This is a genomic window from Paenarthrobacter sp. NPDC090517 (genome assembly GCF_044769165.1).
In the GTDB taxonomy this organism is placed as follows: Bacteria; Actinomycetota; Actinomycetes; order Actinomycetales; family Micrococcaceae; genus Arthrobacter.
The window spans coordinates 185,184-208,781 of the sequence record NZ_JBIVXN010000002.1; the positions used below are offsets into that span (position 1 = coordinate 185,184).

The 23,598-nt window shown below is 62.1% G+C and carries 17 protein-coding genes; 11 read left to right on the top strand and 6 right to left on the bottom strand.

The features are described from left to right. Window positions 1–55: 55 nt before the first annotated feature. Window positions 56–2,125, top strand: a complete 2,070-nt coding sequence (locus ACIQTW_RS09675) for a glycosyl hydrolase (protein WP_402936534.1) — start codon at window positions 56–58, stop codon at window positions 2,123–2,125. On the opposite strand, the gene ACIQTW_RS09680 is transcribed toward ACIQTW_RS09675, so the two are convergent. Continuing rightward, a complete protein-coding gene (locus ACIQTW_RS09680; protein WP_402936536.1) occupies window positions 2,122–3,345 on the bottom strand; it encodes an ROK family protein in 1,224 nt (407 codons plus the stop codon). The two genes, ACIQTW_RS09675 and ACIQTW_RS09680, sit on opposite strands and share 4 nt — an antisense overlap. 59 nt (window positions 3,346–3,404) lie before the next feature. Here ACIQTW_RS09680 and ACIQTW_RS09685 point away from each other — a divergent pair, with 59 nt between their 5' ends. Further along, the gene (locus ACIQTW_RS09685; protein WP_402936538.1) at window positions 3,405–4,277 is read left to right on the top strand and encodes a LacI family DNA-binding transcriptional regulator; all 873 of its coding nucleotides are present in this window, start codon (window positions 3,405–3,407) and stop codon (window positions 4,275–4,277) included. Between the two features lie 34 nt (window positions 4,278–4,311). Here the strand turns inward: ACIQTW_RS09685 and ACIQTW_RS09690 are convergent, their stop codons facing one another. Together ACIQTW_RS09690 and ACIQTW_RS09695 are read right to left on the bottom strand one after the other, a co-directional pair. After that, window positions 4,312–6,483: an alpha-galactosidase gene (locus ACIQTW_RS09690; protein ID WP_402936540.1), complete on the bottom strand. Its 2,172-nt coding sequence runs from the start codon at window positions 6,481–6,483 to the stop codon at window positions 4,312–4,314. A gap of 17 nt (window positions 6,484–6,500) precedes the next feature. Beyond that, a complete protein-coding gene (locus ACIQTW_RS09695; protein ID WP_402936542.1) occupies window positions 6,501–7,772 on the bottom strand; it encodes an ROK family protein in 1,272 nt (423 codons plus the stop codon). Between the two features lie 150 nt (window positions 7,773–7,922). Between ACIQTW_RS09695 and ACIQTW_RS09700 the strand changes: the two genes are divergently transcribed. Genes ACIQTW_RS09700 through manA form a run of 9 tightly spaced genes read left to right on the top strand, consistent with a single transcriptional unit; the run spans window position 7,923 to window position 18,700 of the window. Next, a complete protein-coding gene (locus ACIQTW_RS09700) occupies window positions 7,923–9,623 on the top strand; it encodes an ABC transporter substrate-binding protein (protein WP_402936544.1) in 1,701 nt (566 codons plus the stop codon). 3 nt (window positions 9,624–9,626) lie between these two features. Further along, window positions 9,627–10,616 carry an ABC transporter permease gene (locus ACIQTW_RS09705; protein ID WP_402936545.1) on the top strand — a complete coding sequence of 330 codons (990 nt, stop codon included), beginning with the start codon at window positions 9,627–9,629 and terminating at the stop codon, window positions 10,614–10,616. A gap of 13 nt (window positions 10,617–10,629) precedes the next feature. Further along, window positions 10,630–11,625, top strand: coding sequence for an ABC transporter permease (locus ACIQTW_RS09710; protein ID WP_402936547.1), 996 nt, complete (start codon window positions 10,630–10,632; stop codon window positions 11,623–11,625). Beyond that, window positions 11,622–12,557, top strand: coding sequence for an ABC transporter ATP-binding protein (locus tag ACIQTW_RS09715; RefSeq protein WP_402936549.1), 936 nt, complete (start codon window positions 11,622–11,624; stop codon window positions 12,555–12,557). Before ACIQTW_RS09710 ends, ACIQTW_RS09715 begins: the two co-directional genes overlap by 4 nt. Continuing rightward, the gene (locus ACIQTW_RS09720) at window positions 12,554–13,468 is read left to right on the top strand and encodes an ABC transporter ATP-binding protein (RefSeq protein WP_402936551.1); all 915 of its coding nucleotides are present in this window, start codon (window positions 12,554–12,556) and stop codon (window positions 13,466–13,468) included. Before ACIQTW_RS09715 ends, ACIQTW_RS09720 begins: the two co-directional genes overlap by 4 nt. Before the next feature lie 5 nt (window positions 13,469–13,473). After that, on the top strand, window positions 13,474–16,023 hold the full coding sequence (locus tag ACIQTW_RS09725; RefSeq protein ID WP_402936553.1) for a glycoside hydrolase family 2 protein: 2,550 nt from the start codon (window positions 13,474–13,476) through the stop codon (window positions 16,021–16,023). A gap of 9 nt (window positions 16,024–16,032) precedes the next feature. Continuing rightward, a complete protein-coding gene (locus ACIQTW_RS09730) occupies window positions 16,033–16,518 on the top strand; it encodes a glycosyl hydrolase 2 galactose-binding domain-containing protein (RefSeq protein WP_402936555.1) in 486 nt (161 codons plus the stop codon). Between the two features lie 15 nt (window positions 16,519–16,533). Beyond that, window positions 16,534–17,475: a BadF/BadG/BcrA/BcrD ATPase family protein gene (locus tag ACIQTW_RS09735; RefSeq protein ID WP_402936557.1), complete on the top strand. Its 942-nt coding sequence runs from the start codon at window positions 16,534–16,536 to the stop codon at window positions 17,473–17,475. Window positions 17,476–17,509: 34 nt separating this feature from the next. Next, window positions 17,510–18,700, top strand: a complete 1,191-nt coding sequence (gene manA / locus ACIQTW_RS09740) for a mannose-6-phosphate isomerase, class I (protein WP_402936559.1) — start codon at window positions 17,510–17,512, stop codon at window positions 18,698–18,700. A gap of 11 nt (window positions 18,701–18,711) precedes the next feature. On the opposite strand, the gene ACIQTW_RS09745 is transcribed toward manA, so the two are convergent. The 3 genes from ACIQTW_RS09745 to ACIQTW_RS09755 are packed head-to-tail and all read right to left on the bottom strand — an operon-like array spanning window position 18,712 to window position 23,588. Beyond that, on the bottom strand, window positions 18,712–19,536 hold the full coding sequence (locus ACIQTW_RS09745) for an SDR family NAD(P)-dependent oxidoreductase (RefSeq protein WP_402936561.1): 825 nt from the start codon (window positions 19,534–19,536) through the stop codon (window positions 18,712–18,714). Beyond that, window positions 19,533–20,801, bottom strand: a complete 1,269-nt coding sequence (locus tag ACIQTW_RS09750) for a glycoside hydrolase family 1 protein (RefSeq protein WP_402936563.1) — start codon at window positions 20,799–20,801, stop codon at window positions 19,533–19,535. The genes ACIQTW_RS09745 and ACIQTW_RS09750 overlap by 4 nt, the downstream gene beginning before the upstream one ends. 54 nt (window positions 20,802–20,855) lie before the next feature. Beyond that, the gene (locus tag ACIQTW_RS09755) at window positions 20,856–23,588 is read right to left on the bottom strand and encodes a family 78 glycoside hydrolase catalytic domain (RefSeq protein ID WP_402936565.1); all 2,733 of its coding nucleotides are present in this window, start codon (window positions 23,586–23,588) and stop codon (window positions 20,856–20,858) included. Window positions 23,589–23,598 lie beyond the last annotated feature (10 nt).

Genomic DNA, 23,598 nt, shown 5'->3' on the forward strand with positions numbered 1-23,598 from the left:
CTTACTGTGGTCCGAGGCGATGCGCCGTTGCATCCCCCGAGAAGACAGGACCACATTGAAATCATCAAGTGAGTTTCTTCGCCGCCTACGCACCTGCGGCCTGACCGTACTCATTGCCGCGTTGGCGACCTCCACTGCCGTGTCGGCGTCGGCAGCCCCCGCACCTTCGCCGAGCAGTTCCGGGCCTCCGGAGCGCGTCTCCATAGTTGATCCAGAGGCAACGCCCCGGACGGCTTCACTGTTTGCCTACCTGCGCTCCCAGCAGGGCCAAGGCATCCTCTTCGGCCACCAGCAGGACACGGAATTTGGCGTAACGTTCCCTGCGGAGAGCGCCGACGGTTTCCAATCCGACGTCAAGGCAGCCACCGGAGAGCATCCAGCGGTCTTCGGCTGGGATTTTGGCCATGAAGGATACGGTTCTGCCCCCGGCAGCCCCACACCGGAGGAAAACTTCCAGCACACGGTCAGCCTGGTCAAAGCAGCAGACGAAATTGGAGGTATCCAAACCTTCTCCGCCCACATGGACAACTTCGTTACTGGTGGAGCGTTTGACGACACTGACGGTGGCGTGGTCCCGCGGGTTATGCCCGGTGGGGACAAAAACAAAGCTTTCACGGACTACCTTGACCGGGTAGCCAGGATCGCGAAGGCCGCTGTTGACAAAAATGGCGAGCCCATCCCGATCGTGTTCCGTCCGTTCCACGAAAATGCAGGATCGTGGTTCTGGTGGGGAGCAGCCCACGCCTCCTCCTCCCAGTACATCGAACTGTTCCGCTACACCGTGGAATATCTTCGAGACACAAAAGAAGTGCACAACTTCCTCTACTCTTACTCGCCGGGCGGCGGCTTCAGCGGCACCAGTGATGTCTTCCTGCGCACGTACCCTGGTGACGACTTCGTGGATGTGCTCGGGTACGACAACTACGACAGTTCCGGCGGCTCACAGCAATGGCTGGATGGACTCGTAGCGGATCTGGGCATGATCTCGCGCCTCGCTGATGAGCGGGGCAAGGTGGCGGCGCTGACAGAAGTTGGTGTCAGCGGAGCCCTCAAGGCGAACGGGCAAAACGCGGATACGGCCTGGTACAGCCATGTGCTGGCAGCACTCAAATCCGACCCCGACGCCCGGCGGATGGCGTGGATGCTGACCTGGACCAACTATGGGACCGGCCAGTTCTTTGTGCCATATCCGGCAACCGGGGAGTTGGCGGAGCACGAAATGCTTCCGGACTTCCGGGCGTTTGCGGCGGATGACTTCACTGTTTTCAGCGGAGGTTTGTCCAGGAGCGATGTTTGGCAGCGAAAGGTGAAGGCCTCGGATCATGCCCCGGCGCTGCATGTGGTCTCTCCTGTTGATGGAGCCCGGATTACGGAGCTCAGCACAACTGTCCGCATCCGTGTCAGCGACGTAAAAGCCAAGCGCGCTTGGTTCACAGTGGGCGATGACGGGGCCAAGCAGCAGCTAAGTTACGATGCGGCTTCCGGATACTTCACCGGCACCCTGACGGTGCCGGAAACTGCACTGACAAATACGCGGACCAGCCTTACTGTGACTGCCGAACTCGCCGGGAACGCCCAGCTCACCGCTCAGCAACAAATTGTCCTTGGCGCTAAGCCAGCTGCCGCTCCGGGTGTGGTGGACGACTTTGAAACGTACGCCGATGACAGTGAACTCCGAGCCACGTACAGCGCAGTGGGGGCCAACTCCATTTCGCTGTCCAACAGCCCCGTCGGCGGGGGAGAACGTTCGTTGCGCTTCGACTATGACTTCAGGCTCCAGAATTACACCGGGATCACCCGCCGGATAGAAGGCGACTGGTCCCCCTTCAACGCTCTTTCCCTGTGGTTGAACCCGGATGGATCACAGCAGAAACTTGTTCTGCAGCTGGTCTGCGGCGGGGTGGCCTATGAGGCGTATCCATCGCTGAATGGTACGGAAGGCCAAAACATCAGCATCCCCTTTGCCGATTTCCGGCCGGCACCTTGGGACACGGCCAACGCAGCACGGCGGATTACTGCGGAGGACCTCAAGGATCTCTCGCAGTTCAACATCTTCATGAACCAGGTTGCTGACGGCAAGACCACCACAGGAACGATTTACCTGGATGAGCTGAAAGCCGGCTAGCTGTACTGTCCCGGCAGGTTGGCCGCCGGCTGGTTGATGCTCTGTTGAAGCATCAAGGCAGCGGCGCCCACCGACGCCGCGTCCGTTACTTGTGTTGCCAACCGCACCGTGACGCCGTGCTTCAGCGAAGCAAAGGCCTCCTCACGGAGTCGCTGCTCCACCACGGGCAAATACAACGAACCAGCTGTGGTGAAGGAAGGTCCGGCAAAGGTCACCGAATCCAGATCCAGGATGTTCACCAAGGCCAGGACAGCATCGGCCACATATTCTGCGGATTCTTCGATGAGGGCCACCGACAACGGATCGCCATGGACGGCTGCTGTTGCAATCACTGCGAAGTCACTGAACGGATCGTTGTCAGTGGAGAGCTTGACCATCGAGGCGTTACCGGCTGATATGGCCTCCCGCGCGCGCTCGGCAACAGCCCGTGGACCAGCCACCTCCTCCAGCGTCAGCCCTGACCGCCGGTCTCCTTGGAAGCGCACGCTTCCCAGGGGACCGGCGTTCGAGCTGGCACCACGATAAAGCGACCCGGAAATGAGCAGCCCGGCACTGATGCTGGCACCCATGTACAAGGTGCAATGAGCAGTGGCCTCCGGGATGGCGCCGCTCCAGAAATCGCCCATGGCAGCAGCGGTGGCAACATTGTCCAACAACGTCGGCAAGGCGGCGGCTTCCCGCATTGCCTCCCTCACGGGAAAGCCCTCCCACAAAGGCATGCTCGGCGATGACAGGATGGAACCGGCGTCGAGGTCCAAGGCGCCGGGAGCCACCAGGCCGATGCCCGCCACGATGTTCCGCTCTTGGCTCGCCATTCCCAGCAGTACGTTCACATGGCCGGCCACGTCCTGGACCACTTCCTGGGGATTCCTCGATCGGGCGCCGCGTATCCGTGTCCGGGCGAGGACAGACCCGGCTGCATCCGTCACGAGAATAACAATCCAGTCCGCGCCCAACTGGACACCTACACTGCAGCGCGCGCCGGGATTGAGCCCAAGGAGTACGCGGGGTTTGCCCTTTGCCCCGGTGAAGGTCCGCTCACCGGTCTCCACGAGCAATCCTTCACCCAGAAGTGAGCGGACCAGATTGGAAATAGACGCCTGCGTCAGGCCTGTTCGTTCAGCCAACTGGACACGGCTGACCGGGCCTTCTGCCCTGACGCGGTCAAGGATTAAGGCCCTGCTTGTGGGTGTGATGGACGAGGAAGGCAGGACGGTCATGGACGTTTCAGGGCTCGGCTCATGTGCTAAGTATTGCCGGTCGAAGCCATACTTAGCACATGGACAATGCCGCACCGACAAGCAATCGACCACCACGTTTTGGTCTGGGCGTCCAGAGTAAGAACGGACCCCACGGCACGGACCCCTTCTTCGAGGATCTCCTGACAGGCATGGAGGAAGCCCTTGATGTGGAGGGGGCCAGCGTTTTCCTTCGGCAGTTCACGTCGTATCAGGAGGAACTGAAGGCCTATCCCCGGTGGGCCGACAGTGGCGACGTGGACGCGGTGGTTATAGCGGACTCACAAACAGACGATTCCAGGGCGCAACTTTGCCTGGAGCTCGGCCTCCCTGTTGTCATCCTCGGTGGCCCACCGGTGGATGGCGCCTCACTGGTGGATGTAGATAATTCGGGTGGCATGGAAATGGCCGTCAATTACCTCTCCGGCTTGGGGCATAAGGTCATCGGACGCGTCTCCGGGCCGGCACACCTCCACCATACAAAGTCCAGAAGTGTCGCATTTGAGCAAGCTCTCGAGCGACGGGGTGTCATAGGACTATCAGTAGAAGGTGACTACTCGGCCGCTTCCGGGGATCTGCGGACACGGGAGATCTTGTCAGGTCCCACCCCTCCAACCTCGGTCATTTATGACAACAGCATGATGGCTGTGGCTGGCTTGGGCGCAGCCAAGGACCTGGGCTTGAAAGTTCCCCACGATGTGTCCTTACTCGCCTGGGATGACGGGCCCGGTTGCCGGCTCGCCTCCCCACCCCTGTCCGTTCTCAGCCTTGATGTCCATGAGCTGGGGCGAACCGTGGCCGAGGTCCTGATGGAGACCTACTCGGGCGCAGTCCAGACTGTAGTCCACGTCCCCACAGGACGAATCGTGCAACGGGGCAGCACAGCAAACCCCGCGCACGTTCGCAGCACCTAAAGGCACCGGAACCGGACTAGCCGTGGAGCCCCGACTAAACACCTTTGACGTGGAGCACCAGTGCCTGGGCCGGCCACAACAGCGGAATCTGCAGGCCCTCCCGGACCAGGACACTCCCGGGAAGAGTGATCTCCCCGGCAGAAACCCACGGTGGAGTTATCCACCCATGGCGGGCCTCGCCGAGTTCCTTCCTCACCCTCACCCGGTAACGCCGGGACGCATCCAAGCCATCCAGCCTGACCCGCTCGGGCAAGGCATCCTCCAGGGTGGCAACCGACGCGATGGTCCAGACACCCTCGCTCTGGTCTGCGAGAACGGCACCCGTGACGCGCAGGGCCGGATCAAGGACATCTGCATGCACTGAAACTCCGGTGTGCAGGACGTGACGGAGCTCTTTGTACAAGGCACTAAAAGCGCGCACTGTTTCCAGTTCGTCAGGGGTGCATTCCAACAGGTTCCACTCGAAGCCGGCGGATCCCATCAGGCTGGTGGCAGCCCTGTACGACAAATCGACGGTGCGGCCTGAACTGTGCGACGTCGTTGGCCCCACATGACCTCCCACCATCTCGGGGGGCAGCAACAGCTGTGTCCATCGCTGGATGTCCTGCCGTTCCACGGCATCGTTGGAATCCGATGCCCACACCCTGTCCGCAAACTCGAGTATCCCCAGGTCCGTCCTGGCTCCTCCGCTGGAGCATGACTCGATTTCCAGTCCCGGGTGGCTTTCCTTGAGTTCACGAATCAACCGGTACGTGGCGAGGGTATGTCCGTGGATGCCGGGCACTCCGGAATGCATGGATTCCACCAGATCGCGGTTGTGGTCCCATTTGACGAAGTCGATGCCCAGGTCCTCGATGAGTGCGCTCATCTGGTTCCGGACGTGCTCATAGGCGCCCGGATTAGCCAGGTCCAGTACGTACTGGGTCCGCCAGGACAGTTCGTCAGGGGAAGCCCAAACGTGGTCCGGATTGTGAAGCAGCCACTCGGGATGCGCCCGCGCAAGGTCGGAGTCCAGGTTCACCATTTCAGGTTCGAACCACAGGCCGAACTGCATGCCTAGATCGTGGACGCGTTGGGCCAAAGGACCCAGCCCCTGGGGCCACACGGCGGGATCCACGGTCCAGTCCCCTAGCCCCTTGGTGTCGTCGCGGCGTGCCATGAACCAGCCGTCATCCAGGACGAAACGCTCAACTCCCACCTCCGCGGCACGTTCTGCCAAGCGCATCAGAGTGGCCGGATCATGGTCGAAGTAGACGGCCTCCCAGGTGTTGAGCACCAATGGCCTGGTGCTGCCGGGGTGTTGCTCCCGCGAGCGCAATGCTTGATGGAATCGGGCCGACAGGCCGTCGAGCCCCTCATCGGACCAAGCGAACCAGGCTTTGGGAGTGCTGTAACTTGCACCGGGCGACAGCCTGATCTCACCCGCCCGCAGGAGTTCGCCGGCCCCCAACAGCGTTACGGCATCTGTCATCCGGTCAGTGCGGTATGTGCAGTCGGCGCTCCATCCCAGGTGGACGGCCCACATCTCACCGTTCCGGTTCCCGGGCCTGCCGATGCTTGCAATTTCCAGGTGGGGGGCATCGTGTCCGCCCCGTCCACGCCGTGTTTCGCGGCTGACTGCGCCTCGCGGCATTTCCGTGGTGAAGGGAGCTTTCTCCCTGGTCCACCGCCCCGAAAATGCCGTCAGATGGTCGGCGGTCTTCGGGAGCGGCATGGTCGCTTCCACCCAATGGACGTCCAACGGAGTTGTTCCCGTATTGATCACGCGGTGCATCACCGTGAGGACACCGCCAGGCGTGAGAACGAAATCTGCATGGATTTCCAGCCCGTTGCCCTCGTCAGAGGCAGTGATGCTCGCCTCATATTCGTTGACCGTGACGTCGCTAACGGCCCACCGCGGAAAGACCGGAACTCCTTCCCGGGTCACCACCAGCCCGGGCCGACCTGCCCAGCCGTCACCTTCCTGGGGAAGGATGCTGAGCTGCCATGCGGCGTCGAGCGTTCCGGGGGCCGTTTGGCGGCCGCTGGCGAGGACCATCGCTTGGAGATCGTCGTCCTCCAAGGGCCCGACGTCGGCGCCCCAGTGCAGGACGGAAGGTAGGCCCGCGGACAGGTGCCGCAAGACGATGCTCACGCCGTCGCGGCGCAGCACCGTGAACGGCTGTACCTGCTGGATGGCGGGTGAGGGCTGTAGGGACTGAGTCATGCTGTTCTCCGGATCTTTCAAGGGTTGAGGCTGGCAAATTGGGGCTGATTGGGTCGACTAAGGAATGACGGCGGAACGGTCTTTCGATCTTTGGTGTCACCGACGGTGCGGAGTACCTGTAATGACCCGCCAATCGCTGCGGCAAGCGAACCGTGTGAAGACAGGACGACGTTGATGGGTTGCAGTTCACGGTTGAAGGCGGCGGCGTTGACCGTGGCCGAGATGTGGTCCCGGAGAAGCACGCCTGCCGTGGAGAAGGCCGGGCCTGCCAGCACCACGGTGCTGAGGTCGAAGAGGTTCACCAGGGTTACCGCGGCTTGTCCGAGGCCGCGGGCCGCGTCCTCCAGCAGGAGCCGGGCGTCCAGGTCCCCGCCCACTGCGGCGGACGAAATACGGTCAAAGTCGTTCAGCGTTTCCACCCGGCTGTCTTTGAGGCCCAGCCTGTCGCGAAGCGGAACGTCCCGGACCGCACGGGCTACCACTGCGGCAGTACCGCAAATGTTCTCCACACAACCCCTGTTGCCGCATTCGCAGGGTGGTCCGGAAGCGTCGAGGGTGATGTGTCCGATTTCAACGGTGTTGGAACCTCCGCCGCGGTAAACCTCCTTGTTCACCACAGCCCCGCCGCCGAGGCCACTCGCCATGTAGATCACTCCGAAGGACTCTGCGGAGACGTCCCCTAGCCACTGCTCACCCATGGCCGCGGCGGTGGCATCGTTCTCAAGAATGACCGGCAGTCCGGTCAGCCGTGACAGCGCGGGCACCAGCGGATAGCCGTACCACTGGGGAGTAGGACGTGGTGCCAGGAGAGTTCCTTCAACACGGTTCTGCGGTCCATGTGTGACCAGGCTGATGCCAAGAACGCTCTCGAACGGCACGTCCTGGTCCTTAAGCAGGTTGTGGATCCGGGCCGCGAGTATCTCCAGCATCTCCCCCGGAGCATGGCTCCCCGAGCCTTGAAGAGTCTGCTGTGCTACCAAGCGACCGGTGAAGTCAGCCAGGACCACAGAACTCGTGCATCGGTCCATCTGAACTCCCACTGCGTAGTGGGCTTGGCCACGGAGCCGGAGGAGCCGCCGCGGCTGCCCTCCAGTGGAGCGCGCCTGCCCGACTTCCTGAACCAGTCCATCGTCGAGCAGTTCCCGGATCACATTGGTGATTGTCCCCGGCGTCAGGCCGGTAGCGCCTACAAGTTCCACCCTGCTGACTGTTCCGCGGGTGCGCATGATGTCCAGCAGCTTTGCCTTGGTTGAGGCGGCCGGAGGTGGATGCGTCGTGATGGTGGTCACCGTTCTCCTTTGGGTGGGACGTCCTGGATTCACTTTCAATAATAACTTGACTCACTTAATTTAATCACCTAACTTTTTCATAGGTCGTGATCCACGGCACATAAAACCCCAGCCGGTCACAGCGGTCCGGCTAGATGAAAGGGACCAGAGATGCTCCTCACCTCTCGAAACCGGGCTGCCACCTTCCGGCGCAGCACGCTTGCTTTGGCCGCCGGCGCAACCGCACTCGGCCTTCTCCTCAGTGGTTGCTCAGGCGGCGGAACCACCGCGGCAAACGACTCAACACTGATCGCCTACACCGGCCAAGCCGGCGACTACCAGATCAACTTCAACCCCTTCTCCCCGTCCCAGGTGGCCGGGCCGGGAGCCATCTTCGAGCCGCTCTTTTACCAGAACAAGGCATCAGCAGACGCCAAGCCCGAGCCACTCCTGGGAACGGAATTTGCTTGGAACGCCGCGGGTACGCAGCTATCGGTCACCCTGCGGGACGGCGTGAAGTGGAGCGATGGCGAAGCTTTCACAGCAGATGACGTAGCTTTCACGTTCAACCTCCTCAAGCAGCACCCTGCACTGAACAGCTTGGGTTTCAAGGGCACCGTGAACGTGGTGGACCAGAACCACATAACGTTCGTTTGGGACACGCCGGCCTTCGTCACCGGACCGGACATCCTCACCCAGGCCGTGATCGTCCCCGAACACATCTGGTCCAAGATCAACCCCGAAACCGACGTCGTGGAAAAGCCGGTGGGGACTGGCGCGTACCAACTGGCGGATTTCAAGCCTCAGGCATTCACCCTCAAGGCCAATCCCACGTACTGGGGTGGCGAACCCGCCGTCAAGAACGTCCGGTACATCGCGCTCTCGGGCAACACCGCCGGCGCAGACGCCATTGCCTCGGGCACCATCGACTGGCAGACGGGTCCCGTTCCGGACATCCAAAACGTGTCCAAGAACTTCCCTAAGTATGAAAAGCAAACAGTCGCCCAGAGCCAGCAGGTCCTGGCCGCCTGCGCCAACGTCCAGCTCGGCTGCACGGGGCCGCAAACGGACCCGGCCGTCCGCAAGGCCCTCTACCTGGCCATCGACCGGACCCAGCTCAACAAGCTGGCCTACGAAAACACGGCCTCACCTATCTCGCCGTCCTTCGCCCTGACAGATACGCAGTCTGAATGGATCTCGACGGCGGTCAAGCCTGCCATCGCGCCGGAAACGGCGGATGCGTCGTCCGCGCAGAAGACCCTGGAGGCAGCCGGCTGGGCCAAGGGCAGCGACGGAATCTACGCCAAGGACGGCCAGAAACTGACTCTGACTGTTGAAGTTGTCACCGGCTGGACCGACTACATCACGGCAATTCAAACCATTTCAGAGCAGGCCAAGGCGGCAGGAATCGACGTTCAGGCTTCACAGTCTTCTTGGAACGAGTGGACTGACAAGCGAACCAAGGGCAAGTTCCAGTTGGCCATCGATTCGCTTTACCAAGGGCCGGCCGCGGATCCGTATTACGTCTACAACTACTTCTTCTCCTCCGCCACCTCCGCACCCGTGGGGCAGTCGGCAGGAACCAACTACTCGCGCTACTCCAACCCCACCGTTGACGCAGCCCTGGAAACAGTCAAGAACCTCTCGTTCGACAACAAGGCAGAACGGCAGCAGCAATTCGACATCATCCAGTCGGCCATCGTTGAGGACTTGCCCTACATCCCTGTTGTCACCGGCGGCACCACGAGTATTTGGAACAAGGCAAAGTTCAGTGGGTGGCCGAGCGAGGACAACATGTACGCCTTCCCTGCTGTGTGGTCCCGTCTGGACGCAGCGCAGGTCTTCAAGTCACTCAAGCCTGCCGAAGGCTAAATCGTGAACTACGTCATCCGAAAACTGGGCTTCTACGCCGCTGCCCTGTGGGCGGCGCTGACCCTGAACTTCATCATTCCCAGGCTGCTGCCCGGAAACCCCGTGGACATCCTGCTGGCAAAGCTCCAGCAGCGGGGAGGCAGCATCACCGAAGAAACCCGAAAGTCCTACGCCATCCTCCTGGGCGGCGACGACACCCAGCCCATCCTTGCCCAGTACTGGACCTACCTGGTCAACATCTTCCAAGGTGACCTCGGCGTATCCATCAGCTACTTCCCCGCCAAGGTTACTGATGTGATCGGAGCATCGATGCCCTGGACCGTGATCCTGGTGGGCGTTTCCACCATCATCGCGGCCCTCCTGGGAATCCTGCTCGGAGCTTTGGTTGGCTGGAAGCCAGGCACGTGGTTGGACTCGTTGGTTCCGGCCACCACACTCCTTGCAGCTGTCCCATACTTCTGGTTGGCCCTGGTCCTGGTGTACATCCTGTCCCGTGGGCTGGGACTGTTCCCCGGACAGGGTGGCTACAACGTGGTCCTGGACCCTGGCTTCAACGGACCCTTCATCCTGTCAGCCATAGAACACGCCATCCTCCCGGCACTCACCATCGTCATCGCCTCCCTCGGTGGCTGGCTGCTGGGAATGCGCAACATGATGGTCTCCACGTTGTCCGAGGATTACGTCCTTACGGCGCGGGCCAAAGGGCTTCCTGATCGCTGGATCCTCCGTAACTACGCTGCACGCAATGCAGTCCTCCCATCCGTAGCCGGCTTTGCCATCTCGTTGGGGTTCGTCGTCTCAGGCTCCGTGGTGACCGAACAGGTGTTTTCGTACCCGGGAATCGGATCCCGGTTGCTGGCAGCCGTAACCAACAACGATTACGCACTCATGCAGGGCGTGTTCCTCTACATCACCATCGCTGTCCTGGCAGCGAACCTCCTGGTCGACCTCCTCTACAGCCTGGTCGATCCCCGCACACGGGCCAGGGGCTAAGGAGCAGATTCACATGACCAACATTCAATCCATGACAGGGCAGGCCCCAGCCAGTCCAACAGAGGAACTGGCAACCATTTCCCGCGGCCGGGGCCAACGGCCCAAGCCGGCTTGGCGGCTCATGCTCCCCACCCCGACGCCTTGGCTGATCACGGGTCTCATACTAATCGGGTCAATCATAATTTTCGGAGCCATCGGTCCGTTGCTGGTGGGCGACCCCGCAGCCATCAGCAACGTGGGGCTCAGCGGCCCCTCGGCTGAACACTGGCTGGGCACCACCCAAACCGGCCAGGATGTCCTTGCTCAACTTGCCCACGCAACCCGCGGTTCACTGCAGATCGGTTTCCTGGTGGGCGTTCTTGCCACCGTCCTGTCAGCGTTCTTCGGTATCTATGGCGCCTACATCGGTGGCTTCGCCGATGAAGTGTTTTCGCTGCTCTCCAACGTATTCCTGGTGATCCCCGGCCTCCCGCTGGTCATCGTCATCTCCGGCTTTGTTCCCCGCGAAAGCCGAGGGCTCTGGACCATCGCCGTGGTGCTGGCATTGACCAGTTGGGCAGCGTCGGCCCGCGTGCTGCGGGCGCAAACACTGTCCGTGCGGAACAGGGACTATGTTGCGGCTTCCCGGGTGTCCGGCGAGCGCGCCTGGCGTGTCATCGCCGTCGAAATCCTCCCGAATCTCCTGCCGGTGCTGGCTTCCCAGTTCGTATTCGCGGTGATTGCCGCGATCCTTGGCGAAGCCGGATTGTCTTTCCTCGGACTGGGCGCATCCAGCTCCTCCACGCTCGGAACCATGCTGTTCTACGCGCAGAACGGCTTCGCCCTGCCGTTGGGAGCGTGGTGGTGGTTCCTGCCGCCGGGCCTGATGATCGCTTTGTTCGGCATGGGACTCTCGCTGATCAACTTCTCCATTGACGAGATCATCAATCCGAAGCTCAAGAACGCCCGCTTGGTCCGTAAACGCGCACGCCAAGCGGCCCGGCTCCAGAAGAAAGCAGTGACGTCATGAGCGCCGACCTCTCCTTGGACCACGCACCCGAACTGACGTCCCACGGGCCTGTCCTGACGGTTAGGGACCTGAGTGTCGTGTATGAGACGGAGCATCCTGTGCCTGCGGTCAAGAACGCAAACTTCCAGCTTGGCCGCGGCGAGATCCTGGGCCTTGCTGGGGAATCGGGCTGCGGCAAAACCACTCTGGCCTATGCCATCAACCGCCTGCATCAGCCGCCGGCCCGCATTTCGGCCGGCCAGGTAACCTTCCACGATCGCGACGGCCAGGACATCGACCTCCTTGCCTTGGAGGACGAGGCCCTCCGCCGCTTCCGCTGGTCCAAGCTGTCCATGGTCTTCCAAGGTGCCATGAACGCCCTGAACCCAGTCCGCACTATTGGCGATCAATTGGATGACACCTTGCGGGCGCATAACCAAGATCTCCGGAAGGCAGCCCGCCAAGACCGGTGCGCAGAGGTCCTCACGCTTGTAGGTGTAGACCCCAAGCGCCTGCGTTCATACCCGCATGAGCTGTCAGGTGGAATGCGCCAACGGGTGATGATCGCCATGGCCATGCTGCTGGAACCACAGGTGATGATCATGGACGAACCCACCACAGCCCTTGATGTGGTGGTTCAGCGTGACATCCTCCGGGAAATCGTGCGGCTGAAGGAAGAACTGAACTTTGCCGTCATATTCATCACCCATGACCTTCCTTTGCTCTTGGAAATCAGCGACCGAATCGCAGTGATGCTTCGCGGGGAAATCGTGGAACTGGACACGGCCGAGGCACTTTACCGTTCCGCATCCCACCCTTATACACGCAAGCTGCTCGCCTCATTTCCCAGCCTTAGCGGTGGCAGAGGAGCCTTCATCCGTTCGGGTGATGAGGCAGATTTTGATCGGGACAACGGCTTCCGTGAGGACCACGACTTTGAGGAGCAGCCATGACATCTGTCTCGGTGACAAACCTGACCAAGGACTACGCACTGCGGGAAGGCATCCGACGGCGGAACTTGAGGGCGGTGGATCGCGTCAGCTTCGACCTGTTGCCGGGCAAAACAGTGGCCCTCGTAGGAGAATCAGGATCGGGTAAGTCAACCATTGCCAAGCTGCTCACAAAGATGGAGAAACCGTCCTCCGGCACCGTCTCCGTGCAGCTGGATGACAAGACGCCCGTGCTTGGTTCTGTCTATCGCAGGCACGTTCAGATGGTGTTCCAGGACCCGTTTGCGTCGTTGAATCCGTTCCACTCGATCGAGCACCATGTTGCCCGTCCCCTGAAGATCCACAGCAGGACGCGGACGGCCGCCGAAACGCATCACCGCGTCCTGGAAATGCTGGAACGCGTCAATCTCACCCCTGCGGAGGTCATCGCAGCCAAACGGCCCCACGAGCTTTCGGGAGGACAACGCCAACGCGTCGCCATTGCCCGGGCGCTGGCCCCGGGAGCCCAAGTGCTGATAGCCGACGAGCCGGTTTCCATGCTGGACGTGTCCATCCGTTTGGGCGTATTGAATCTCCTGGGCAGGCTGCAGCGGGAGGACAATCTTGCCGTTCTCTACATCACGCATGACCTTGCCACCGCCCGGCACTTCTCCGACGAAATCCTGGTCCTTTACCGGGGAAGGGTGGTGGAGCGTGGGCCATCGGATGATGTCATCCTCAATCCGCAACACCCCTATACCCAGCTTTTGGCCCAGGCTGCCCCCGATCCGGAACGACTCGGGAAGGTTGCCGCCAGCGAGCTTCCCCCGGATCGCGACGCCATAGACAACACTGTGTGCTTCAACCACTTCAGCAAACGGTGGGTGCACATGGATGAAATCAGCGCAGACCTTTCAACTCTCGAACACCGCTAGGACACATGATGATCTCCACGCCCTTGACCGCAGGATGGACCGTATCACCCGTTGCAGGGCCGGTACCCGCCAAAATTCCGGCACGCATCCCGGCCGAAGTCCCCGGTTCAGCACACACTGACCTGCTCCGTGCCGGGCTCATCCCGGATCCCTATTTGGATGACAACGAAAAGAAGCTGCAGTGGATGCACCACGTCGACTGGCGCTACGAACTCCCCCTGACGCTGCCTGTTCCGGCTCCGGAAGAACGCGTTGACCTGGTCTTCGACGGCGTGGACACCGTCAGCAGCATTGCCCTGGGGATGCACGAGCTGGGACGCACGGCCAACATGCACCGTTCCTACAGGTTCGATTGCCGCGCGGCCGGCGATGGCACCCTCCTCGATGGCAATCAGCACACGCTTTCGGTCACCCTGCGATCAGCCACTGCCTATGCCGAGGAACTCCGCTCCCGCCTGGGTGATCGGCCGAGCGCTTACCACCCGGTGCCTTTCAACTTCGTCAGGAAAATGGCGTGCAGCTTCGGCTGGGACTGGGGCCCGGACCTGCGGACGGCAGGGCTGTGGAAGGAAGCCAGGATCGAGCGGTGGTCCGTGGCGCGGCTCGCCCAGGTCACTCCGTTGGTGACGGTCACCGCCGAGGGCACCGGGCGCGTGGAGCTTCGAATTTCTGTTGAGCGTTCGGGCTTGGGCCAAGCAGGCCCACTCACCTTGGCTGCCACCGTGCTGGGGCAGGCAGTCGCAGCGCACCTCCCTGCTGATAGTGACGCAACGGTCATTACCTTGGACGTGCCCAACGCTCCGCTATGGTGGCCTGCCGGTTACGGCGAGCAGCCGCTGGCGTCCCTGCAGCTCATCCTGCAAGGACCCGACGGCGAAGAACTGGATGCCTGGGAACGGCGGATCGGTTTCCGCACAGTGCAAGTGGACACCAACGAGGACGACAACGGCACGGCGTTCACGCTCCTGGTCAACGGGCAAGCTGTTTTTGTTAAGGGCGCCAACTGGATCCCGGATGACCACTTGCTGACGCGGATCACCCGCGACCGGATCAACCGCCGGCTGGATCAGGCCCTCGGCGCCAACATGAACCTCCTGCGCGTATGGGGTGGAGGCATCTACGAAACCGAGGACTTCTACTCGGCATGTGATGAGCGCGGAATCCTGGTGTGGCAGGACTTCCTGCTTGCTTGCGCCGCCTACCCCGAAGAGTCACCGCTCTGGGAGGAGATCGAGGCTGAGGCACGTGAAAACGTTGTGCGGCTCGCTCCCCACCCCTCCTTGGTGATCTGGAATGGCGGGAACGAGAACGTGTGGGGACACGAGGACTGGGGTTGGAAGGAAGAGCTGGCAGGCCGCAGCTGGGGTGCCGGCTATGCCCACGAACTCCTTGGAGCCATAGTGGCCGAACTCGATCCCACACGCCCCTACTGCGATAACAGCCCCTATTCCCCCGGTCTCCGGCCCGAGGACATCCATCCGAACCATCCAGACCACGGAACTCATCACCAGTGGGAAGTCTGGAACAGGATTGACTACTCCCAGTACCGAAGCGAAGTGCCCAGGTTCTGTTCGGAATTCGGCTTCCAGGGTCCGCCAACCTGGCGCACGCTGAGCGACTTTGTGCACGCGAACGACGGCGGACCGCTGGCTAACGCCGTAGACCCCAAGGAAGACCCGGTCTTCCTGGTGCACCAAAAAGCTGATGACGGAAACGGCAAGCTCGACCGCGGCCTTGCCCCTCATCTGGGCATCCCTACCGACTTCCAGGACTGGCACTGGGCTACCCAGCTCAACCAGGCCCGGGCGGTCCGTTACGCGATTGAGCACTACCGCTCCTGGTGGCCCCGCACCGCCGGTGCAATCGTGTGGCAGCTCAACGACTGCTGGCCCGTGACCTCGTGGGCAGCAGTGGACTCCCAGGAACGGCCAAAGCCACTTTGGCACGCCCTCCGCCTTGCCTACGCACCGCGGATCATTTCCCTTGGGGATCGTGACGGGCAGCTGTCGGTGTCATTGGTGAACGACACGGACCAGCCCTGGGCCGGACCGCTTACCTTCTCCTTGCAGACCCTTGAAGGCGAGGTCCGGTCCCACCACGAAGAACAGGTCGAGGTCCCCGCCCGTAGCGTCCTCACCTTGCCGGTTGGGCAGGCACTCCAGACACCTCAGGACCCGTCCAACGAAGCGTTGATCGTGGGCATGGGGACAGAACTGACCGTTCACACTTTCGTGGAGGACATCGATCTGCAACTCAACCCTGCCCCGTTGGACGCCTCGGCCAACGCCGTGGCCGGTGGTTATGAAATCACCGTGAAGTCTCACTCGCTGGTCCGCGACATCACCGTCCACGTCGATCGCGTGGATCCGGCGGCCAGCATCGATCACGCCCTGGTCAGTTTGCCTGCGGGAGCGGAGTGGACCTTCAAGGTAACGTCCGACATCGAAGGTTTGGACCCGGCAGAATTCATCTCCCCAGCAGTGCTGCGGACGGCCAACGACTTGCGGGCCGTACCCACCCAAGTGCTCGCCTCAACTGTTTCAACCACCGCATAGAGGCCAACCATGACACATCAATTTCGGGCAGAACTTACAACGGGCGCCCGCAACCGGGCACTCAGCTCAGGGTGGCACATGCGCCTCGTTGAAGGACCAGCACCCCGCGGTGTATCGGGGCAATTGATCCCTGCGTCGAGGCCTGGAGCCATCTCCCAGGACCTCACATCCGTGGGGCTCCTGTCCGGGGCAGCTGAGTCGGGAGCTTTCGGGTCGGTTCAATCTGCGGATTGGGTGGCGCGCTGTGGATGGGAATACAGCGTGGACTTCCCCTGGCGTTCGTCAGGGGAAGGCAGGGCCAAGCTGATCTTCCACGGCCTTGCCCCTACTGCTTCGGCAAGCATCAACGGTCATGCCCTGCAGCCCGGCCCCGGCCAGGAACCGGCATTCCACGACGTTGGCGCATTGCTCCTGAACGGCATCAATACCCTCAAAATCACCCTCACTCCGGAAGCTCCGCCCGTGCCCGCGGGTGTGAACACCCCCACCAGCTGACCGAAAGCAACTCCTGTGATCTCTCCTTCCACCGTCGTCGCCATTGACGGCGGTCAGTCTTCCATCCGCGCCAGGCTCCTGGCCGGGACAATCACCGAGTTGGAGCGGGAATTTCCGCCGCTCCTTACCAGCGCGCCGCTCATGCCCCAGCTCGAACGAGTTATCCGCTCGGTCCTCACCAACCAACCGCGACAACGAGTACACGTTGCCGCGGCGCTTTCCGGGCTGACTCCGGATAACGCCGACGCCGTGGGAGTCTTACGGGCCTGCGAAGATCTAGGCGTCACGGCGATCCGCTTGGCACACGACTCCATCTCGGGTTACCTCGGCTGCCTCGGCGGGCGCGGTGGAGCAGCGTTGGCTGCTGGCACCGGCGTCGTGACCCTCGCTACCGGCCCGGCCGGGTACTCGCGTGTCGACGGCTGGGGGAACATCATGGGCGACGCCGGAAGCGGGTACTGGATCGGTCGGGTCGGCCTGGACGCCGCCATGCGGGCACATGACGGCCGTGGCCGTCGCACCGCGATCCTGGACATCCTTCGCCGTGACTTTCCCGACGTCGAGACAGCGTACATCGACATCCAGTCCAATCCCGAACGAATCTCCTTTGTCGCTTCGTATGCCCGGGCCATCATCGATCTCTCGGATCACGACGAAGTCTCGGCCCGGATTGTTGGTCATGCTACCGATGAGCTGGCTCTCTCCGTAGGAGCCAGCCTGCGCAATACGGGATGGGCCGTGGAGGACAGTCCTGCCATTAGCTGGGTGGGGAAGATCCTGTCCAACCCCAGGGTTGCTTTGCCCCTGAAACACAAACTTGAACAGGCCTGGCCGTCTGCGGAGATCCTTGCACCCTTGGGTGGCCCCTTGGACGGGGTTGCCCAGCTCGCCATGCTGCCTCCGGACCACCCGCTTCACCCACAGTTACATTCGGCATCTCTTCAGAGCTTGTCGTAGCCGCCCCCACCCACTCATCCATAAGGACCATAAAGTGCATTTACTGACCGGCGCCCGGCGCTCGTATGACTGGGGTTCCACCACGTCCATGCCCGAATTTCTGGGCACGGATCCCGATGGCAAACCCTTTGCTGAGCTGTGGCTGGGAGCGCATCCAACGGGGCCGTCAACCATCATCGGGCCCACAGGAAACGAGGGCCTGGATGAGTGGGTGGCCCGGGACCGCCTCGGCAATCTCGGGCAAAGGGTTGATGCCGCTTTCGGACGCCTGCCGTATCTTGTGAAGCTCTTGGCACCCGCCAAGCCCTTGTCCATCCAGGTGCACCCCACCCGCGGGCTGGCCGCGAAGGGTTTCCTGGAGGAGGAACGGCAGGGCATTCCTTTGGATGCTCCCCACCGCACCTTCAAGGACATGAACAACAAGCCAGAGATGGTTTACGCCATCTCAAATTTCGACGGATTGGCAGGATTCCGTCCGCGGCAGGAGATAGCCCGGCTTCTTGAGGAAATCGCCGGACCGCTGGAACCTGCACGGGCTCGCCTCAGCACCACACCAGGTGAACATGGCATGAGGCTGATGTTGGAGATACTGGTGGGATTGCCCCCGGAGGACATCCAGACGGTGCTGGAAATTGCTGCGTCACTAGCCTTGCTTCATCCACATCCTGTGGTTCGGGCGGCCTGTGCCACCGTGGGCGAATTGGCCAACGCCTACCCCGGCGATGTTGGTGCCGTGGTTTCCTTGGTCCTGAACAGGGTGCACCTCGCACCCGGCGAGTCGATGTTCCTCGCTGACGGAGTACCGCACGCCTATTTGGGTGGATTTGGCCTCGAAGTCATGGCCAATTCCGACAACGTCCTGAGGCTGGGCCTGACAAGCAAGCACATCGATATCGAGGCAATGCTGGGGGCGGTGGACTTCTCCTCCAGCGGCTTCGATGTCACCTCCGCACCAAAAGGTGCCACCACCCACACCTTCCGCCCCCCCGTCCCCGATTTCGCATTGAGCATCGCCCATCCCGGGAAGACTGACGAAGGCCGCACCACTTTGCCGGGAGACGGTCCCCGCGTCCTGGTGTGCCTCGATGGCAACGTGACAGTAGAAACGCGGTCCTCCGCCGATACCTGCGCCCTGACCAAGGGGCAGTCACTCTTCGTTCCAGCAGCCGAAGGCGGTATCAGGGTTGAAGGCCCGGGCACTATCGCCCAGGCCTTCGTTCCCTGAAAGTGGTGTCCTCAGATGGTCTTGCCAGCGTCCGCCAGAAGCGTGCTGCCTGTCATGATCGTGGACAAATCACTGGCGCAGAACAGCACTACGCGTGCAATGTCGTCCGGTGTTCCCAGCCGTCCCATGAGGCTGCCGGCCATGACTGCGGCGGCCCCGGAGTCCGGCGTCGGACCAGAGTCCCCGGCTCGTAGCGTGGCGGCTGCGGCCATGGTGCCCTCAGTGGGTACGAAGGTGGGGGCTACTCCCAGCACCCTGATTCCCAAGGGTGCGAACTCAAGCGCCATCTGCTTGGTCATGCCGCGAACAGCATGCTTGGACCCCACGTAGGAGGCAAGGCCCGGGGCCGTTCCCTCAAAACCGGCCGTGGAGACGATGTTGATGATCACCCCGCCACCGGCCATGTGGCGTGCGGCCTCGCGGGAACCGTTGAACACCCCTCGGGTGTTGACGGCGAACACGTTCTCCCACTCTTCGTCCTGAGTTTCAAGGACCGGTGTGCTGGGAAAGATCCCCGCGTTATTGACCCAGATGTCGATGCCTCCCAGTTCAGCAACGGCAGCTGAAGCGGCAGTGCGCACGGATTCCGAACTAGCCACGTCCATGTCGACTCCGTAGGAACAGACCGGAAAACGTGCAGCGATCTCCTCCGCAGCTTCCCGCGCTCGTTCGCCGTCGAGGTCTCCGACAAGAACGTCCGACCCTGCTTCGGCCAGGCGCAACGCGATCGCTTTGCCCAGTCCTTGGGCAGCACCGGTGATGACAGCCCTGCGTCCAGCGAGGGAAAGCAGGTCCCTGACAGGGGTCAGTGAGGCATCAGCAAAGGCCGTGCTCATACGGTCGCCGCCGCATTGACCTGACTTGCCGGAGTGAGCTGGTTGGCCTGATCGAGTCGGTTGGCTTGGGCGACACTTCCCAGCCAGGCGAGGCTCGGCTTGGGTGTGCGGACAAAGGTCTCCCGGTCCACGGCGATCAGGCCAAAGGTGGGCTCCCAGTGGCCCCACTCGAAGTTGTCCAGCAAGGACCAGTGGAGATAGCCGCGGACGTCGATGCCGTCATTCATTGCCTGGTGCAGACCTTGCAGCGCCTCTGTGGTGTACCGGATCCGCTGGTTGTCGTCGGCCGTTGCGATGCCGTTTTCGGTGACCATCACCGGCACACCTCCTGTCACCGCCCACGCATGACGTACCGCCATGGCGAGCGCATCGGGACGGTAGGAGGTGCCGACCAGGGTGTTGTCCGGGAGGACCGGGTGGGGCACCAGTCCATTGGCATCCACTTCCTGACTTGAATAGGCCTGCACGCCAACAAAGTCATCGCCGCGGCTGCCTTCCCAATAGACGTCTTCCTTGCCGTAGCGGATCTCAAGAAGCTTCTCTTCCCCGCCCGGAGCGGCAGTGAGCGCCCCTGCGGCGATGGTCCAACCGACCTTCGCACCGGTGTGGGCGCGGACAATGTCGCGCGCAGCATGGTGGATGGCTGTGAATGCCCGCCCGATCTCGGGATCTGCGTAGGTGAGGAAGTCGCTGTGTGTTTGTTTCTTTTCCTCGCCTCCTTCGACGGTGGGGCTTTGCCACTCGGCGCCTTGGCTCTGCTGCATGCGGCGCATGGCCGTCATGATCGCGGCCTGCATATTGGGTTCGTTCATGGTGACCACCCACTCCACGCCGTCCAGGATGGTGGTAGCCGCCGTGACGTACCGCTGGAACTTTTCCGAAGCGTCCTCAGCCAACCAGCCGCCGTCGTTCGCGAACCACTGCGGCGTGGTGAAGTGCTGCAAGGTGACCACTGGGGTGACGTTCCGGGCGAAGCAGTGCTCAATCATGCGGCGGTAATGGGCAAGCTCGGCCCTGGAGAAGGCACCGGGCGCAGGTTCAATGCGTGACCACTCAAGGCTGAAGCGGTAGGAGCCCAGGCCGGCGTCGGCCAGGAGGTCGATGTCTTCGCGGTAGCGGTGGTAGCTGTCGCAGGCGTCTCCGGAGAGCTCCATGCCCGGCATGGTCAGTTCGCGTGCCCACCAATCGCTGTTGACGTTGTTGCCTTCGATCTGGTGGCCGGCGGTTGCCGCACCCCAGAGAAAATTCTCAGGGAAAGTGGTCATGAGGGTCCTCATCTTTCGTAAGTCAGTGGGTTTGCTGTGATTGGGTGGACCGGGTCAAACGACCGGAACAGCCTGCGGTTCGTGCGTGGGTAGGGGCGCGGTGGCCCGGAAACGGCCCGGTCCTGCCAGGTGTTCGGAGCCGTCCGGAAAGACAATGCGCGCTTCTGTTTCGGCCGGAATGTCGGCATCGATCCGCAGGTGGTCGCCGTCGAGCTGCCAGTGCACACGGATGGTGCCCTGCGGGGACTCGTGCGTTCCCTTCGCCCACGTGATTCCCGGGGCCAGCGTCGGGGCGATCACGATGGAGCGCCACGCGACTGATCCCGGCGCCTGCCTCAGTCCCAGCGTGTGCTCATGCAGGAACCTAAGGACTGTGGCCTTGCTGTAGTGGTTGAGGGAATCGTGGGCATCCCCGTGCTCGTCCAGCCCTTCCCACGACTCCCAAATGGTTGTGGCACCTTTGTCCACCATGGATAGCCAGGACGGCGCCGTGCGCTGGAAAAGGAGCTCGTAGGCAACATCGGGTCGCCCTGCTTCGACGAGGACAGGTAATAGGTCGCCTGTGGAGAGGAAGCCCGTACCGAGGTGGGTTCCTGCGGCACGGATCAGCTCAACCAGCCGGTCTGCGGCCTGCTGGCGCCGCTCTGCGGGAAACAGCCCGAAGGACAACGCCCTTACGTAGCTGGCCTGGGTATCGGCGGCCGTCGTCCCGTCTTCCCGAAGGTACGCAAGACGCCACGCATCGCGGACGGCTTCTGCGATGTTTGTGTACTTCGCTGCATCCTCCGTCCGTCCCAGAACCTCAGCGATGCAGCCAAGAGTCGCCGCCGACCGGTACAGGTAAGCGGTGCCAACCTCTCCCTTGTCTTCCATGAACCAGGCCATGGGGTTGTCCTGGACGGGGTCAATCAGGCGCCCCTCGGCGTCGCGCTTTTTGGGCTCAGTCCATTCGCCCCAGTGGAAAGTGCCGTCCCACAGGTACTGCTCGTAGGGCTCGGGTGCAGGCGACGCTTTCAGGCGTTCGTGATGGCGGGTTGTCCGTGCCATCTCCAAGGCCCACTGGACCCACCGGACCATGGCCTCCCAGTTTTCGGCAAGAACCGCCTCGTCTCCGTAGGCCTCGTACAGCTCCCATGGAACTGCGACTATGGCGTCTCCCCATCCGGCGGAACCGGTCATCATGGCGAACTGGTCGTCCAGATGGTTTTTGATTTGGCGGCCATCGGGAGAAAAGTTGGCGATGCGTCCGTCGTCGAGCTGGTCATCGCGAACGGATTGCAACCACTTGCGACTGAAACCCAGCACGTCCCGCAGCCGGGTAGCTGTGGAAATGAACACTTGGTAGTCGCCGGTCCATGCCAGGCGCTCACGCGTGGGGCAATCTGTGGGAACATCCACCGCATTACCCAGGAAGCTCCACTCGCCGATCCTGTGCAGGGCATTGAGGTCCTCGTCGCTGCAGGAAAATTCACCGGCCCGCGGCAGGTCAGTGTGGACAACCTGCATGGTGATGGCGGCAGGACTTAATGGTGTGGGGTCCTCCCGCGTGATGCGGGCGTACTGGAACCCGTGGACAGTGTGCCGTGGTTCAAACACAGCATCCCCGGTCCCGGCTATTACTTCATCCCGTTGCGAAAAGATCCGTGCTGGCTCACCCGGCCGATGCGAGTCAAGGTGTGAGGTTGACAGGTCCCCGTCAGGGCCAAGGTGTTCGCCATATTCGATGACGGTGCGAGCACCCGCGCCTCCGGAAACTTCAAGACGGATCCATCCGGAAGCGTTCTGGCCAAAGTCGGCGATCCACACACCGGGGCGCAGTTCATGAAGACTGTACGGTGGACGCGACTGGATCACCCTGACCGGTGGAGCGGGCGACCACTCGATTCCCGGAGCGATAACCCGGTTCACCAACACCTTGGACGGCGCCACGGACGGAACCATAAGGTCCACCGTTTGCCCTTCCATGAGGTCCGCACGGGTAGTGGAGGAAGGTGCGCTGGTCCACGTGTCGTCCGTGCCAATCACCCGGTGGGATCCATCGGCGAATTCGATGTGCAGCTCGGCCCGGGCTCCCAGCTGTGTTCCCCATTGGGCCGGATGCCGGAAGGCCCCCACTTGGCCCCGGTACCAGCCATCCGAAAGCTCGATCTCCATCCGGTTGCGGCCTGCCCGGATCAAGGACGTCACGTCTGCCGCTTGGGCGTAGAGAGTACGGTCGTACGACGTCGACCCGGGCGAAAGTTCCGCTGTACCTGCCCGTTGGCCGTTGATCGTGGCAGTGTAGACACCCAACGCTGTGGCGTAGAGTCGGGTCGAGACCACAGCAGGGGCGGTTGTCATGTCCGTTCCGCCGGCAGCAAGGTCAAACTCCGTAGCAAGCACGTGCGCAGGACGCTGGCCGTATGGCTTGTCCTCCCCTTCCACCGGAGAAACCCACAAGGCCGTCCAGTCGGCGTCGAAAAGTCCCGCCTCAAAAGCGGACCACGCCGACCAAGCGGCCGCTGGTTCCGCTACGCGAACCCGCCAGGTCACCTGCTGCCTGCTGCGCAGTTCAGCCCAAGGCCAAGGTACGTAGAGGCGACCAGTGGCAGTCGCAAGTGGCTGCGCCACGCCGTCGACCGTTGCTTCCAGTTGGTAGGCAACAGCCGATACTCCGGGGGCTATTTTCCAAGACAAGCGCGGGGCAGGTCCCGTGACGGGAAACTGGTCACCGCCACTATCCACCTCGAGCCCGAAAGGCATGGTGTCCATAGTGATTCCTTCTTCCTTCTTCAATGCTGTTTTCATCGGCGCATCC